This is a genomic window from Mycobacterium sp., assembly GCF_035570115.1.
In the GTDB taxonomy this organism is placed as follows: Bacteria; Actinomycetota; Actinomycetes; order Mycobacteriales; family Mycobacteriaceae; genus Mycobacterium.
The window spans coordinates 1-14,336 of sequence record NZ_DATMLH010000092.1 but is presented as its reverse complement, the minus strand read 5'-3'; the positions used below and the strand labels follow the sequence as shown (position 1 = coordinate 14,336).

Below are 14,336 nucleotides of genomic sequence, written 5' to 3'. Positions count from 1 at the left end.
GGGTATGGTATTCGGTACCGGAGCGGCGCGGTGCCCACGCCCGAGCCTCGGATCATGGACGGTGAAGTCGATGCTGCCAACACACCCCGACCGGCTGCTCGGCTCGCTCCTGCCGGCCTGGGCCGAGGATCGCTCTGATGCGCCTTGGATCTTGAGCGACGGCGGCTGTTGGACGTTCGGTGATGCGCATGAACGCGTTGAGGCTTATGCCGCTGGTTGGGCGCGACATGGTGTGGGCCGTGGAACACGTGTGGCGTTGCTGCTCGAGAATTCGGCCGAGTACGTGATGATCGTGACCAGCCTGGTGAGGGTGGGGGCGGTGTTCGTGCCGATCAATCCGGACTTCAGCGGGCCGTATCTCACGGGTCTCCTCCGAACGCTCAGCCCTGCCGCGATCGTCCTGGGTGCGCACGCCGACGATGTGACCTGGGCGGTGGTCGCCGGTTCGCCGGTTCGGCTGGTGGTCGCGGCCACGGAGTCGGGGCCGTCGTTGGAGAAGCTGCGCGTCACCACCCTCGAGGAGTTGCGGTCTGACTCCCGGTCTACGCCCCACGTCGAGCAGGATTCCGGTGAGGTCGCTTCAGTCCTGCTTACCTCCGGTACGACCGGGCCGTCGAAGGGCGTCATATCCAGCCATGAGGCGTGGATCACCGGTGTTGAGGTGACCTGCCGGGGACGCGGCGTCAACGACGAGGACGTGTTTCACCTGTGTACGCCGATGTCGCACTCTGCCTCCTGGGCGCTCAACATCTGGAGTTCGCTGTGGTGTGGGCTTCCTGTGGTGATCTGCGAAAAGTACTCCACCTCGGACTTCTGGCCCAGTGTGCGTCGTCATGGTGCGACGCAGCTGTGCACGATCGGGCCCGCGCATATGTGGCTGTGGAATCGGCCCGAGGAGCCCGACGACGCAGCCAACCCCGCCCGGGTGTGGACGGCCGTGCCGCTGCCGGGGGAGATGTGGAAGCCGTTCTGTGATCGGTTCGGCCTGCAGGCGATCGTCTCGATGTACGGCCAGACGGAGGTCATGCCGGCGACGATGGGAGACGCTCAGGAACAGGAGAAGCCGGGGAGCTCAGGGCCCCCTCACCCGGGCGTCGAGTTGCGGGTGGTTGATGAGTGCGACCGAACGGTGTCGCGTGGCACTCCCGGCGAGCTGTTGGTCCGGCCGCGTCGCCCTCATGTGATGTTCGAGGGCTACCTCGGTGAGCCGGTTGCGCGCTCCGATTCAGACTGGTTCCGCACCGGCGACCTAGTGACGATCGACTCCGACGGGGACGTGTACTTCGTTGACCGCAAGTCGGATCACATCCGGTGGCGCGGCCACAATGTGTCGTCCGCGGAGGTCGAAACCGTTCTGGGTCGGCACCCCTCCGTGGCGGAGGTGGCTGCGTACGCGGTGCCCTCCCCAGAGGGCGAGGACGACGTGATGGTCGCGGTCATCCCTTGCGACGATGCGGCTTTCGATGCCCGCGAGCTGATCACTTTCGCTGCGGGCCAGCTGCCTAAGTATGCGGTGCCACGCTACGTAGAGGTCGTTGATGCTCTGCCGAGGACCGCGACTGGCAAGGTCGAGAAGTATCTGCTGCGGCAGCGGGGAGTCACCCCGAGCTCGTGGTACAAGAACTAGGGAGATCAATCTGACCGGGCGCTGACCCGCGAGACGGCTTGACCCGCGAATGGCAGCCGTGTCGTCTACGGTGTGCCGGCTTCTGATCGCTTGGGCTCCCGGCGGCCGATCCAGCCGGCGGTGTTCAGCATCTGGTTCGCGTAGAGGGTGTCCATGAATTCATGAATCTCCACGATTACGCCGTCGCGAAGATGGAACAACCAACAATAATGATTCTCGTACCGGTCTTCGCCGTGGATTCTCCCGGATCCGCGGGTGATCGCGGAAACTCGGTCGTCCTCTGCGGTGAGGTAGTCAACCTGGAACTGAACTCCTCCTGGCAACATCGAATCCATCAGCTTTTGGTAGACCGCGTGCCAATCCGTGGCGGGGATGCTCTGACGAGGTGACTGAAGATGGACCAGGCTCGCCGGATCCTGCAGAGCGAACGCTTGGTCGTACTTCTCTTGGCTCAGCAGCTCGAAGAACGTACGGATGACGTCCTTGTTGGTGGCAATGTTGTCGCTCATCGAATGCTCCAATCGGGTGGTGGGGGTTGTCATGGATGAAGCAGAACCTGCATCGACTCGAAGCCGCGGAATGCTATGTCCAGGATGCGCGGCGGGTCGTTCTCGGCGAGCCGCATGTCCGGAAAGCGTTTCGCCAGTTGGGAGAACAACGCTTCTCCCTCCAACCGGGCCAGGCTGATGCCGAGACACAGGTGTGCGCCGGCACCAAAGGAAACCGGGGCCGGATCCGACCGCTTGATCCGGAAGCGGCCCGGGTCGCTGAACATCTTCGGATCGTGGTTGGCGATTCCGAGGTAGAGCTCCAGGGGCTCGCCGTCGGGCACCACCAGATCACCGATGCGTTGCTCGCCGACGGCGTAGTAGAAGGTGTCGAATGCTGGCGAGTCATAGCGGAGTACCTCTTCGGTGACCAAGCGACCGAGCGAGGGGTCGTCGACCAGCTCCGCCATCTGGTCTGGGTGGCGCAGCAGGGCGTAGATGCCGTTGGCCAGCATATTGTTCGACGTGTCGAACCCGGCCGCGAACAGCAGCATGATCAGCGAGATCATCTCGGGCTCGGTGAGCTCGTCGCCGTCGTGGGTGGCTTCGATGAGAGCGGTGATGACGTCGTCCTGCGCGGATTCTCTGCGCGCGGCGATGAGGTCGCGGATCTCATCCGCCCACCGCGCGCGGTCACGCATGCGCGCGATCTTGTCCTCGAACGTTGAGTTCGGGTCCTTGAGCAGGCCTTGCTCCCTGGCATGACGGACGAACGATTCGCTGTTCTCCGGAGTCAGCCCGATGATCTCGCCGATGACGTGTTGCGGTAGCGGAGCGGTGACTGCATCGACGATGTCCACGGGCCGAGTCGGGTCGATGGCGTCGAGGAGCCGGGTGACCTCCTCCTCCACCCGCTCGCGCATCTGTTCCATCCGACGGGGTGTGAACGCTTTGCTGACCAACCTGCGCGCTCGTGTGTGGTAGGGAGGGTTGGAGAAGACCAGCCAGGGAGGCAGATTGCCGCTCGCTTCCTTCAATGCCGTGACCTCATAGGGTGTCAGCTTCAGGTGAGGGGTCGAGAGTTCGTAGTCGGGATGCGTCTTCCAGAGGCCGGGTGTGCGGAGCACGCCGGTGACTGCCTCGTAGCCCCAGACCGCGGTGTAGCCCAGGGAGACTCTGGCGGCCTCACCGTGGTGATGCAGTCGGGAGAGGATCGGGTAGGGGTCGCGCCTGCCGGCTGGCGTAAACAAAGCCTCTCGGATCAGGGTGTCCGGGTTCTCGACGGTGGTGGTCATGCGTCCTCTCCGGTTCTGTCTCCAGAGCTGGATCTCCGGAGCTCGATGCTCAGCGCGACTCGTGGACAAGCGGCGACCGCTTCTCTGAGGGCGGGTAGCCTATCGATGCCGGGTCGGTCGTTGAGAACGACCATCTCGTCGTTGTCTTGGATCTCGAAGATGTCCGGCGCCAGAGCGGCGCATGCGCCGTGTGTCTCACAGGCGTCGCGGTCGACCAGTACCTGTGCGGTTTCTTCTTTATTGCGCGTGTCTTTCAGCGGGACCACTCCCTTAGGTGTTCTCGGTTCGTCCGATTGCTGAGCCGATCCGATTGCCGTCCCCGATAGCTGAGCGAAGGTCGCGGGGTGCAAGCGCGTCGCCGATCACGTGAACCTCGCCGTTCCAGGACTGCAAGGCATCGACGAGTTCGAGCCTGGGCAGCGGGTGGAGTACCAGGACGAGCGCCTCAGCGGCCAGGACGGTTCGTTTGGGGCGGTCTAAGAGCAGAGATCGAACAGTCACCGAGTCAACGGTCGCGGACTCGAGTAGCGAATGGGGAACTGTGACGACGCCGAGTTCGGCCAGTCGCCGCTGCACCGGCTCGCGTTCGAGATTCGGCGCGAGTTTCGCGGCGACCTCGGCGAAGCGGGTGACCAGGTGGACTTGCGTCTCCTCGCGAGCCAGCTGCTCGGCCGCACCGACCGCCGCGTAGGTTCCGAGATCGTCGACCACGACCGCGGTGCGCGGACGCAACTCGGGCCGGTTATGCACCTCGGCGGCGCTGAAGACATTCGTCCGGTCCAACCCGTCCGGTAGCAGCCTCGGGCGGGCGATCTGCCTCCCATCCATCCGGGGGGTCGCTCCGGTGGCCACTACGACCACATCCGGGTCCAGAGCACGGACGAAGTCGATGTCGACCGTGCGGTCGAGCCGGAGGTCCACACCGAGGCGGCGGAGCTGACGGGCTTGCCACTGCACGATGAGTCGCAAGTCTGATCGGTATGGCGCTGCGGAAGCGTGACGGATCGCCCCTCCGGGTTCTTCCGCCGCGTCGCACAGGACGACGTGATGTCCGGCCTCGGCGGCGACTCGAGCGGCCTCCAGGCCGGCCGGGCCGGCGCCGACGACGAGTACGCTCCGCGGTTCCACGGAGCGCGCAGCACGCGCGTTGGCCAGCTCGTTGCCGACCGACGGGTTCACCGCGCAGACCATTCTGCGAGCGGGCGAGTTCATGGCGGCGACGCAGTCGTTGCAGGCGATGCAGGGCAGAACGTCATCCTCGACGCCGTCGAAGGACTTGCTGACCAGGTTGGGGTCGGCGATGGTCGCCCTGGTGAGCGAGACGAGGGTGGCGGTTCCTTGCGCCACGATCGCCTCGGCCTCGTCCAGGGTGTTGATCCGTCCGGTGACGATCGTCGGGAGCGACACCTGCGCGCTGAGAAGTTCCGTGGTGGGCAGCTGGTATCCGTGGGGCTCGTGCATTCCTCCGATGAGTGCCGGGTAGTTCGTGAGGTGCCCGTACGACAGATCGAAGAAGTCGATGAGGCCGCCGGCTTCGATGGCTTCGGCGATCTCGATCGAGTCCTTGACCTCGAGCCCACCGTGCACAGCCTCGGAGACCGACATGCGGATCCCGACCGGGAACGCGGGCCCGACCTCAGCTCTGATCGCGCTCAGGATCTGGTGGAGGAACCGCATCCGGTTGTCGAGGCATCCGCCGTACTCGTCGGTGCGGTCATTCAGCAGCGGGGATAGGAACTGGCTCAACAGGAATCCGTGCCCGGTCTGGACCTCAACTCCGTCGAGCCCGGCGGCACGGCAATGCCGGGCGGACCTGGCGTAGCTGTCGACCACCTCATCAATCATCTTGTGGCTCATCGCCACCGGCACACGGTCGAACAGGTCCAGTGGGATCGTGGACGATGACCAGGGCGGTGTCTGGTTCGTCGCCGCAGCGCCCTGGTGCGACAGCTGTTGGAAGACGACCGTGCCGTGTGCGTGGATAGCGTCAGCGAGCCGGCGCAGGCCCGGCACGACGGTCGGCTCCCACAACGCGAGCACTCCGCGCGCCGAGGGATGGACGATGCCATCACCCAGGATGATCAGCCCGACGCCGCCGGCGGCCCGCCGCTCGTGGAAGGCGATCAGCGCCTCACTGACGACCACGCTGGCGAAGCCGGTCCCGTGGGCGGCCCGCACGATCCGGTTGGGGATCGTGACCGCGTTGACCTGCACCGATTCCCGAAGCCTGACGTATCGGGACTCCGTGTGGGAGCTCGCGCGCGTCAGCATCGCGTCAAGAATTCGATCATCCCGCCGCCACCAGCTCGTCGGTGACCTGGGTGGGAGCGTTCACCATGCCACCGGTAGCTTCTCGAGGGATCGGAAGAACTGATGATCGCTCCATGCAGCCTCTCCTTCCTGACGGATGCCGGGTAGCCGGTCGAATAGGGCGGTGAAGAACCCGGTCGACTCCACCCGGGCGAGCTGCGCGCCGATGCAGTAGTGGGCGCCGAACCCAAATGAGATGAAGGCATTGTCCTTTCGACGGATGTCGAACGAGTCCGGGTTGTCGAACGTGCTCGGATCCCGATTAGCCGCGGCGAGCAGGACCACGACGGTGGATCCAGCGGGGATCAACTGCCCGCCGACCCGGAAGTCCTCCAGCGTGACCCGCGGCATCGGCATCGGCACCGGGCTGTCGAAGCGGAGCATTTCGTCGATGGCTCCCGGCAGCAGAGTCCGGTCGTGCATCAGCGCACGCAGCTGGTCCGGGTGTTGGAGCAGGCACAACATCCCGTTCCCGATGAGGTTCGAAGTGGTCTCGTAACCGGCGAAGATGAGTTCAAAGGTCATGGCGATGAGCTCGTGCTCGTGCAACCGTCCGTCCTCTGCATCCTCGGCCTGGATGAGCTTGGTGAGCAGGTCCTCCTGCGGGCGCTCGCGCCGCTCGGCGATGCGCTCGCGGACGTAAGCCGCGACCTCCAGGGTCGCGGTGTTCGCGGCCACCCGGTACGGGTCGAGATCGGCGCCCGGCGGAGCGTCAGTCATGGCCTTGGACCACGCGATAAAGCGTGGAAGATCACCGTGCCGGATGCCCAACAACTCAACGATGATGTTCTCGACGACGGGGTAGGAGTAGTCGTGGACCAGATCCATCCGTCCGAGCGGTTCGAGTGCATCGAGCCGCTCGTGAGCGACCTGTCTGACGCGTTTCTCCCAGCGTTCCACCCCACGCCGGGTGAACGCGTTGGACACGAGCCGGCGCAGCCGAGTGTGCTCCGGACGGTCGTTGTAGAGCATCCGTGAGGTCGAGATGCGCTTTGCCTCAGGATCGTCTTGGAGGCAGTGGGCTAGTCCGGCTTCCCGACGACTCATGACGGCGTCGCCGCGGAGCACCTCGTTGGCCTCCTCGTAGCCCGAGACCAGCCAGGTGCCCACCGAGGTGTGGTGTACAGCTGAGCTCTGCCGAAGCCGCCGGTAGAAGCCCCATGGATCGCGCCGGGAGCTGGGATCGGTTAGATACCTCGCTGCCTCGGCGCCTACATCGAGCTCGGGTCCGGTGAGGTTAGTGGACATCGTCTCAACGCCCTTTCGACCGTTTCCATGTAGAGCTCAGCCAGCGCACCCGCACGAGGACGTCCCGCCGCTCGGGCTCATGGATGTCGATGTCCTCGACGCGGACGGTGCCGTACTCGCGGACCACGGCGGCTTTCATGAACTCTCCCGGTGTTTGAGGAGATGGGCAGTGATCGTTCGTGACGATATTAGATATAATATCAGTTTTAATGATGGCGTGCCATGCTGCGGCTCGATCGGCAGGGGTGCGTTGCGGCCTCGTATGTGAGCGCCTCGGGCGTTACAGGCGGCCCGCAGATGCTTGTTGGGCGCCTCGCTCGTCAGAAGGGTTCCGGGCGCGGAGCGCCCGGATGGCGCCGAAGACGGGAGTCCCGCTGGGTGGTTCAGCGCGGGACTGATGATTACGCCCGAGACGTGTTGCACTATAAGCGTTTTGCATCAGCGGTGTCGGCACTGATTGCTAACGCTCGTCGAGCTTCGGCTGGGTCATCATCGTGCACGGGTTGTAGTAAAAGAGCTTGATGTCGACAACCTTGCCGTCGCGGAAGGTGCATTGCTCCAGGAAATGCGTGAGTTCGCCGGTGCTCTGATCGGGGATCCCCAGACATGCCGCGACGCGGTCACCGTCAGCGATGAGGTAGTGCAGGGTGATGTTGGAAAGATCCATGAAGCGGTTGATCTTCTCCATGAGCGAGAGGAAGTCCTTCTTGTAAAAGATCCCCCGGTAGGGGAGGAAGTCTGGCTCGTTGATCACCAGGTCATCGGCTAGGCCGGCCATGAAACCCTCGTAGTCCTGGGCGATCCCCGCCTTGTACATCGCTTCGGCGATGGCGCGGTTCTGCTCAGTGATCGTTGCGCTCGACACCATGGTCATCATCCTTTCAGGCCAGAATAGATATGATATACGTTACACAGACGGGCCGGACTGCCGCAAGAGAACCATGTGATGATCCGATACTATATCTATTTTCGGGTGACATCAGAGCACACGATCGCCGTGGAACGGAAGGCGCGCGCTTATTGACTGCCGCGAGCCAACACAGGCGCGCAGTCTGGACTGGACAGTCGCCGCGGATCCGTTTCTTACCGGCGAGTGACGTTGATCTCCGAGTAACCCCGAATCAGCAGGCTCGGGCTCTGCTTCAGACTAGTTTCGTCCAGCTCGAGGTTCGGAAGCTCGGGGACGAGGGCGCGGAGCGCGATCTGGGCCTCCATCCGCGCCAACGCCGAACCGAGACAGAAGTGCGTGCCTTTACCGAAACCGAGATGTGGTGTGGTGCGGGTGATATCGAATCTATTGGGGTTTGTGAACCGAGACGGGTCCCGGTTCGCCGCACCGATCATCATCGCGATCAGTCCCCCGGCGGGAATCCGCACGCCCTCGATCTCGACGTCCTCATAGGGAGCCTTGAACATGAACTGAAATGGCGCCTCGAAACGCAGCGACTCTTCAAGAGCTCCAACCACCAGATCCGGATCGGCCACAACCAATTCCAGCTGATCCCGGTTTCGCAACAACGACACTACGGTATTGCCGATTAGTGTGGTCGTCGTTTCGTTGCCCGCCGCGAGCACAACCAGCAAGAAGAGCACGGTTTCCGTCGTAGACATCACCGAGGCGCCGTCAGCTTTCAGTAGGTTGCTGAGCAGGTCGTCACTAGGATTCTCCCGGCGCGCCTGGATCAGCGGCACGAAGTAGTCCGAGAACTCTTTGAGCATCGTGATCAGGCCGATCATGTTGGCCGTGGATTCCCGACCCGCGCTTTCCGCGAGGGTCGCTAGTTCGTCGCTCCATCGCTTGATGTTCTCGTACTGTGCCGGGTCAACCGAAAAGAGTTCGGCGATCACCTGAACCGGAAGCGGCACCGCGAGCTCCTGCAGAAGATCGAACCCCTCCTTGGAGCGCACAGCTCGCATGTTCTGTTCCACGATGTCCTGGATCCGCGGACGAAGCGATTCGATCCGGCGACTCGTGAAACCACGATTCACTAGCGTCCTGTGGCGAGTGTGCTCCGGTGGGTCCATCCCCACGATGACTCTTGCCGTGAACAGCTCCGCGAAGTCGAGCTTGATTCCCTCTGCCGCTTTCTGGAGGGTCTGAATTAGCTTCTGAGCCTCCGGCGAGGAGGGGTCGATCTTCGGCGGGAATCCCATGGTTTCCTGCTGGTTCGGGAAGTTGGTGAAGAGATCGGGACGCGTCATCATGAATTCGACGCCGTTGTAGCTCGACACCACCCAGGTCCCGGACGGAGCCTGATAGACCGGTGCGCGTTCGAGCAGCTGCTCGTATCGCTCGAATAGGTCTTCCCGGCAGGCTGGGTCCCACGGCTCGAAGTACACATCGCTGGCGGTCATCGGGTCTCCACTCCGGCTTGGATCTGGTACTAGCTCAGACACAGCATGAATAGATATAATATTGGTTTGGTCGCCTGGCCGCCACCCTTGGCCCGGGATTGGAACTTGACGCCAGCCGGCCCTGCCAAGGCCGTCGAGACATCACTCCCAGTTCCTCCGCCGGCGGATCTCAAGGAACTCCTCGAGACAACGCGGCTGCTTCACAATCCGATACTATATCTATTATGATCTGAGCGACACAACGAAGCCGGGAAGCAGGTGACCCCATGAAGGCCGCTGTGGTTCGGGAGTACGGCAGCGTGCGAGTCGAGGACATCGACATCGCATGACCGCCACTCGCCTGCGCTTCGACGAACGGGTCGCGGTGATTACTGGTGCGAGCTCTATATGGAAACGGTCGAAAGGGCGCTGAGACGATGTCCGGCTCCTCTATTTGAGCGGGAGACCACCGCCTAATAACAGATATTATATCTCGATGTCGTGAAGTGAGGAGGGTGTCCGAGATGGATCTTGGGATCGCCGGCAAGATTGCGTTCGTATCGGGCGGCAGTATGGGTATGGGGCGCACCACCGCGGAACTCCTCGCGGCTGAGGGCTGCCGGGTCGTGGTGGCGGCCTTGCCTGAGCACGCGGCCTCGATCGACGAGACCGTGGGCGCGATTAAGTTAAGCGGCGGCGAGGCCGTCGGAGTCGCCGCGGACCTGACCGTCGAGGCCGACGTCAACGGGGCCGTGGCAGCGGCCACCGAGGCGTTCGGGTCGGCTCCCGACATCGCCGTGGCTAACGTCGGTGGCCCCAAGCCGGGCGACTTCTTCGATGTGACCAACGACGACTTCACCCGTGCCCTGCACGCGATGGCGCTCAGCATGATCTATCTTGCCCGCTCGGTCATTCCGCACATGCGAAAACAGCGCTGGGGACGAATAGTGGCACTGAACGCCGGGGCGGCCAAGGAGCCGCCACCCGAGCTCCCCCACATCCTGGCCAACACCTCGCGCGCCGCGGTTGTCACGTTGAACAAGTCGTTGGCCAATGAGTTTGGCCGCGACGGCATAACGGTGAATACGATCGCGACCGGCTACATCGAGACCCCGCGGATGCGGGCCTACTACGAGAAACTCGCAGCCGACCGAGGGGTGTCGGCGGACAGCCTGATCGCCGAACTCACGGCGAACGTCCCGGCCCGGCGCATCGGAACGCCCGAGGAGATGGCGGGTGTGATCGCGTTTCTGTGCTCGCAACGGGCCGGCTACGTCACCGGCGAGTTCATTGCGGTCGACGGCGGATTCCACCGGAGCGCCTGGTGAGCCCGAGCGTTCGAATGAACCACTTGCGACGGCTGGAGGAAAAGATATGACATCGCGCATGCGGCGGATTCGCAACACGCCCAGTGTCTGCGACTGGTCGGCCACCGGCCCATCGGGACGAGAGAGGGTCCGACGAGGGCGGGTCATACGTCGATCCAGTGAAGCGCCCCATCTCCACCGTTGGGGCACGGGTAGCGAGGCCTCCCACGGGAATACCCCGACCAAGGGCGCAGCGTGATCGCCACCGTAGTCAACGCGGTTGGCAGCGGATTCAGCGTCGAGGACATCTCCATCGCGGCCCCGATCGGCCGAGAGGTGCTTGTCGACGTCAAGGCGGCCGGGCTCTGCCATTCCGACCACACCATCGCGACGATGGACATCGGCTACGCGATGCCGTTGGTGCTAGGCCACGAGGTCTCCGGTGTAGTGGTCAGCGTCGGTCCGTCGGTCACCAGTGTCGCGGTGGGCGACCACGTTGTGGGTTGCCTGGCCCAAAGCTGCGGCGGGTGCGCTCGATGCCTCGACGGCCAGCCGCTGCAGTGCCAACGCCCCGAGGCGACCCTGCGCGACCGGGACGAGCCGCCGCGGCTCTCGCGCGACGGCGAGGCGATCTCGCAGGTCTTCGGACTCGGGGGCTTCGCCGAACAGGCGCTGATTCACGAGAACCAGCTCGTCACGATCGCCAAGGACGTGCCGTTCCCGCAGGCGGCCCTGCTGGGCTGCGCGGTTTTGACTGGGGCGGGCGCGGTCCTGAACACCGCCAACGTGCGAGCCGGCGACAGCGTCGTGATCATCGGAGCCGGCGGGGTGGGAATCAACGCCGTCACCGGTGCCGTGCTGGCGGGCGCATCGACGATCATTGCCGTCGATGTCGAAGATCTGCGGCTGGGGGCTGCCACGCGATTCGGCGCCACGCACGTGATCAACTCGGCGAAAGAGGATGTTGTCGAAGCGGTGTCGGCGATCACGAGAACCGGCGCGGACTACGTCTTCGATTTCGTTGGCACCACCGCCGTGGCCAGCAGCTGCCTCTCGATGCTCGCGGTGGGCGGAGGACTCTATCTGGTCGGTGTCGCCGACCCGGCGGCCGACGTCCCGGTGAACATTGTGTCGTCGGTCTTGAGGCAGACCCGGGTCCAGGGTGTGTCGCTGGGATCATCGAACTTCAAGCGCGACATCCCGTTCTATGCAGACCTCTATCTTCAGGGTCGAATGAATCTCGACGATCTGGTCTCCCTGGAGATTTCGCTCGAGCAGATCGAAGACGGCTATGCCCGCATGAAGGATCCCGCCATTACCCGCGCCGTCGTCACATCATTTTGATCAACCGTCCGAAGGGCGAGAGCATGCATAGCGTCAGACCTCTTGAATATCTATCCGTCGGTGCACACAACCTCGGCGAGGCCGTCGAGTTCTACTCCCGGGTCATCAGGCTGGACCGGACCCAACAGGTGGGCGGCACCGCGTTCGTGACCGGCGGTCCCGGCCGCGTCGTCGAGTCGGTGGTACCGCGATGAGCGCGCCGACCCGCTTTCCCGACGGGTCCCAGAAGGTGGTTGATCATCGGGAGCTGTTCATCGGCGGGCGGATGGTCGCGCCCAGCGGCCAGAACGTGATTGAGGTGATCTCACCGCATTCGGAGATGGTCGTCGGGCGCACGCCCGACGGCGCGCCGGCCGACATCGACGCGGCGGTGGCCGCGGCCCGATCGGCGATGTCTGGGGAGTGGGGGCGCTCGTCGGTCGCGGAGCGCGTCGACGTGATGAAGCGTCTGCTGGCCGAGTGCCGCCGGCGCTCCGATGAATACGGACGGGCCCAAGTGTTGGAGATGGGTTGCCCCATTTCGCAGGTTAATCAAGTGATGGTCGGGCCGGCGCTGGAACACCTGGAGTATTACAGCGACCTGATCGCGGGGATGCAGTTTGAGGAACTGCGATCCGGCGCCGGGGGCAGCAGCGTCGTCCGCCAGAAACCGGTGGGTGTTGTCGGGGCCATCCTCCCGTGGAACGGGCCGCCGGCGTTGACGATGATGAAACTCGCGCCAGCGCTCGCAGCTGGGTGTGCGATGGTCCTCAAGCCGGCGCCCGAGGCGCCGTTGGATTCCTACGTGCTCGCCGACGCCGCCATGGCGGCCGGGCTGCCCGACGGTGTGCTTAACATCGTTCCCGGCGGTCGCGAACTGGGGGAGTATCTGGTGACGCATGCCGGCGTCGACAAGATCTCCTTCACCGGCTCAAGCGCGGCAGGTCAGCGCATCGGGGCCCTGTGCGGCGAACGGCATCGGCCCGTGACACTCGAGCTCGGCGGGAAATCGGCCGCCATCGTTCTACACGATGCGGAACTCACCACCACGGTCGAGGGACTGGCGTTCAACTCGTTTCTCAACAACGGGCAGGTGTGCGCCGCCGACAGCCGAATCCTGCTACCGGCCAGTCGCTTTGACGAGTTCACCGACGCGATAGTCGCGATGGTAGCCGGGTTCACTGTCGGTGATCCGTTCGATCCGGAGACCTTCGTCGGCCCGCTGGTGAGCCAACGCCAACGTGAGCGGGTGGAAGGGTACCTCGCAAAGGGCATCGCAGAGGGTGCGCGGGTGGTGGTCGGTGGTGGCCGTCCGCCGAACCTTCCCCGCGGCTGGTACGTCGAGCCGACAGTGTTCGTCGACGTCAAACCATCGATGACGATCGCCCGCGAAGAGATCTTCGGACCGGTAATCACCCTCCTTGCCTATACTGACGAGGACGAGGCCTTGGCTATAGCCAACGACACCGATTACGGTCTGGCGGGCTCGATCTGGACGGCCGATGTGGCGCATGCGCTGGAGTTGTCGGCGCGCGTGACGACCGGGATCGTGGCGATCAACACGTTCGGCTGTCAGCCGTGCACGCCTTTCGGCGGCGTCAAGCGCAGTGGCATCGGGCGTGAAGGCGGCCCGGAAGGGTTATCGGCCTACCTCTACAGCCAGTCCATCCTCATGGGTTGAGCGCATGCCTTTGACCGGTGAGCAACTCTGGCGGCACCGAGCGCGGTATCCGAGACGTGTACTGGGCTCAAAGTGAAATCGTTTGGTGTCCGCAGATCTACACATCGTCGCGGTGCGACCCGGCATGTAATAGCGGAGCCCTAACTTTTGTCCCCGCAAGTTTCTGATGTTGGATTGGAGTCCTGGGCACTTCGTTCCCTGGGAAAACCCCGATGCCGTGATCGACGATATCCGTGCGACGTTTCGCCAACTGCGCTGATTCCCGCCGGGTAACGAGCCGCGGGTGGGTTGGGACAGTCCGACAAGAATCAACCTGGCCAAACCGCCCATATACGCAGCGCGAGTTAGCGACTACGGGCTAGACAACCATCCGGCTGCTTAAGTGGCGATCGTCCTGTGCTGGCCCGCGTTGGTCTCTCTATTTTTCGCCAGGTGTCAGCTTGTTGCGTGAACAGTCGAGGTTAGGCTCGCGACTTGATGTAGAGTTCGCCGGCCTCTTGCGCGTACTTCTTCGAGGCTGCGGCCGCGCGGTCGGCATCGCCCTTAGCGACGGCTCGGATCAGCTCCTTCTGCCAGCGGGCAGCGAGCAGTGGAGATCCGGGGGTGGCGTCGGTGATTCCGGGGAAGAACCGGAGGGTGGAGCGGACCATCAAGACGAGGCGTGGCGATCGCGCGGCGATGTTGATCGACTTGAAGAACTCCCAGTTCGCGGAGGCCCGGGCG

14 protein-coding genes are annotated in these 14,336 nt (G+C 63.8%); 5 read left to right on the top strand and 9 right to left on the bottom strand.

The features are described from left to right. Positions 1–70: 70 nt before the first annotated feature. Positions 71–1,627 carry an AMP-binding protein gene (locus VNW74_RS08190; protein ID WP_325676106.1) on the top strand — a complete coding sequence of 519 codons (1,557 nt, stop codon included), beginning with the start codon at positions 71–73 and terminating at the stop codon, positions 1,625–1,627. Positions 1,628–1,692: 65 nt separating this feature from the next. Here VNW74_RS08190 and VNW74_RS08185 read toward each other — a convergent pair whose 3' ends face one another. The 8 genes from VNW74_RS08185 to VNW74_RS08150 form a co-directional block, all read right to left on the bottom strand. Next, complete coding sequence (locus tag VNW74_RS08185) at positions 1,693–2,136, bottom strand: nuclear transport factor 2 family protein (RefSeq protein ID WP_325676105.1); 444 nt, start codon at positions 2,134–2,136, stop codon at positions 1,693–1,695. A 29-nt stretch (positions 2,137–2,165) separates the two neighbouring features. Further along, positions 2,166–3,410, bottom strand: coding sequence for a cytochrome P450 (locus tag VNW74_RS08180; RefSeq protein ID WP_325676104.1), 1,245 nt, complete (start codon positions 3,408–3,410; stop codon positions 2,166–2,168). After that, the gene (locus VNW74_RS08175) at positions 3,407–3,676 is read right to left on the bottom strand and encodes a ferredoxin (RefSeq protein ID WP_325676103.1); all 270 of its coding nucleotides are present in this window, start codon (positions 3,674–3,676) and stop codon (positions 3,407–3,409) included. Before VNW74_RS08175 ends, VNW74_RS08180 begins: the two co-directional genes overlap by 4 nt. Before the next feature lie 4 nt (positions 3,677–3,680). Further along, positions 3,681–5,681, bottom strand: coding sequence for an FAD-dependent oxidoreductase (locus VNW74_RS08170; RefSeq protein ID WP_325676102.1), 2,001 nt, complete (start codon positions 5,679–5,681; stop codon positions 3,681–3,683). A 60-nt stretch (positions 5,682–5,741) separates the two neighbouring features. Beyond that, positions 5,742–6,968, bottom strand: a complete 1,227-nt coding sequence (locus tag VNW74_RS08165; protein ID WP_325676101.1) for a cytochrome P450 — start codon at positions 6,966–6,968, stop codon at positions 5,742–5,744. Between the two features lie 4 nt (positions 6,969–6,972). After that, positions 6,973–7,107, bottom strand: a complete 135-nt coding sequence (locus VNW74_RS08160; protein ID WP_325676100.1) for a hypothetical protein — start codon at positions 7,105–7,107, stop codon at positions 6,973–6,975. 321 nt (positions 7,108–7,428) lie between these two features. Next, positions 7,429–7,836 (bottom strand): nuclear transport factor 2 family protein, encoded by a 408-nt coding sequence (locus VNW74_RS08155; protein WP_325676099.1) that lies wholly within the window; start codon positions 7,834–7,836, stop codon positions 7,429–7,431. Between the two features lie 215 nt (positions 7,837–8,051). Further along, the gene (locus VNW74_RS08150; RefSeq protein WP_325676098.1) at positions 8,052–9,323 is read right to left on the bottom strand and encodes a cytochrome P450; all 1,272 of its coding nucleotides are present in this window, start codon (positions 9,321–9,323) and stop codon (positions 8,052–8,054) included. Positions 9,324–9,826: 503 nt separating this feature from the next. Here VNW74_RS08150 and VNW74_RS08145 point away from each other — a divergent pair. The 4 genes from VNW74_RS08145 to VNW74_RS08130 all read left to right on the top strand — a co-directional run bounded on the left by VNW74_RS08145 (position 9,827) and on the right by VNW74_RS08130 (position 13,613). Next, positions 9,827–10,630, top strand: coding sequence for an SDR family oxidoreductase (locus VNW74_RS08145; RefSeq protein ID WP_325676097.1), 804 nt, complete (start codon positions 9,827–9,829; stop codon positions 10,628–10,630). A gap of 234 nt (positions 10,631–10,864) precedes the next feature. Next, complete coding sequence (locus VNW74_RS08140; RefSeq protein WP_325676096.1) at positions 10,865–11,953, top strand: zinc-binding dehydrogenase; 1,089 nt, start codon at positions 10,865–10,867, stop codon at positions 11,951–11,953. A gap of 23 nt (positions 11,954–11,976) precedes the next feature. Next, entirely contained in the window at positions 11,977–12,147 is a 171-nt protein-coding gene (locus VNW74_RS08135; RefSeq protein WP_325676095.1) for a hypothetical protein, read from the top strand. Beyond that, positions 12,144–13,613 (top strand): aldehyde dehydrogenase, encoded by a 1,470-nt coding sequence (locus VNW74_RS08130; RefSeq protein WP_325676094.1) that lies wholly within the window; start codon positions 12,144–12,146, stop codon positions 13,611–13,613. Before VNW74_RS08135 ends, VNW74_RS08130 begins: the two co-directional genes overlap by 4 nt. 461 nt (positions 13,614–14,074) lie before the next feature. Here the strand turns inward: VNW74_RS08130 and VNW74_RS08125 are convergent. Further along, the coding region (locus tag VNW74_RS08125; RefSeq protein ID WP_325676093.1) for a hypothetical protein at positions 14,075–14,336 on the bottom strand (262 nt) is incomplete at its 5' end.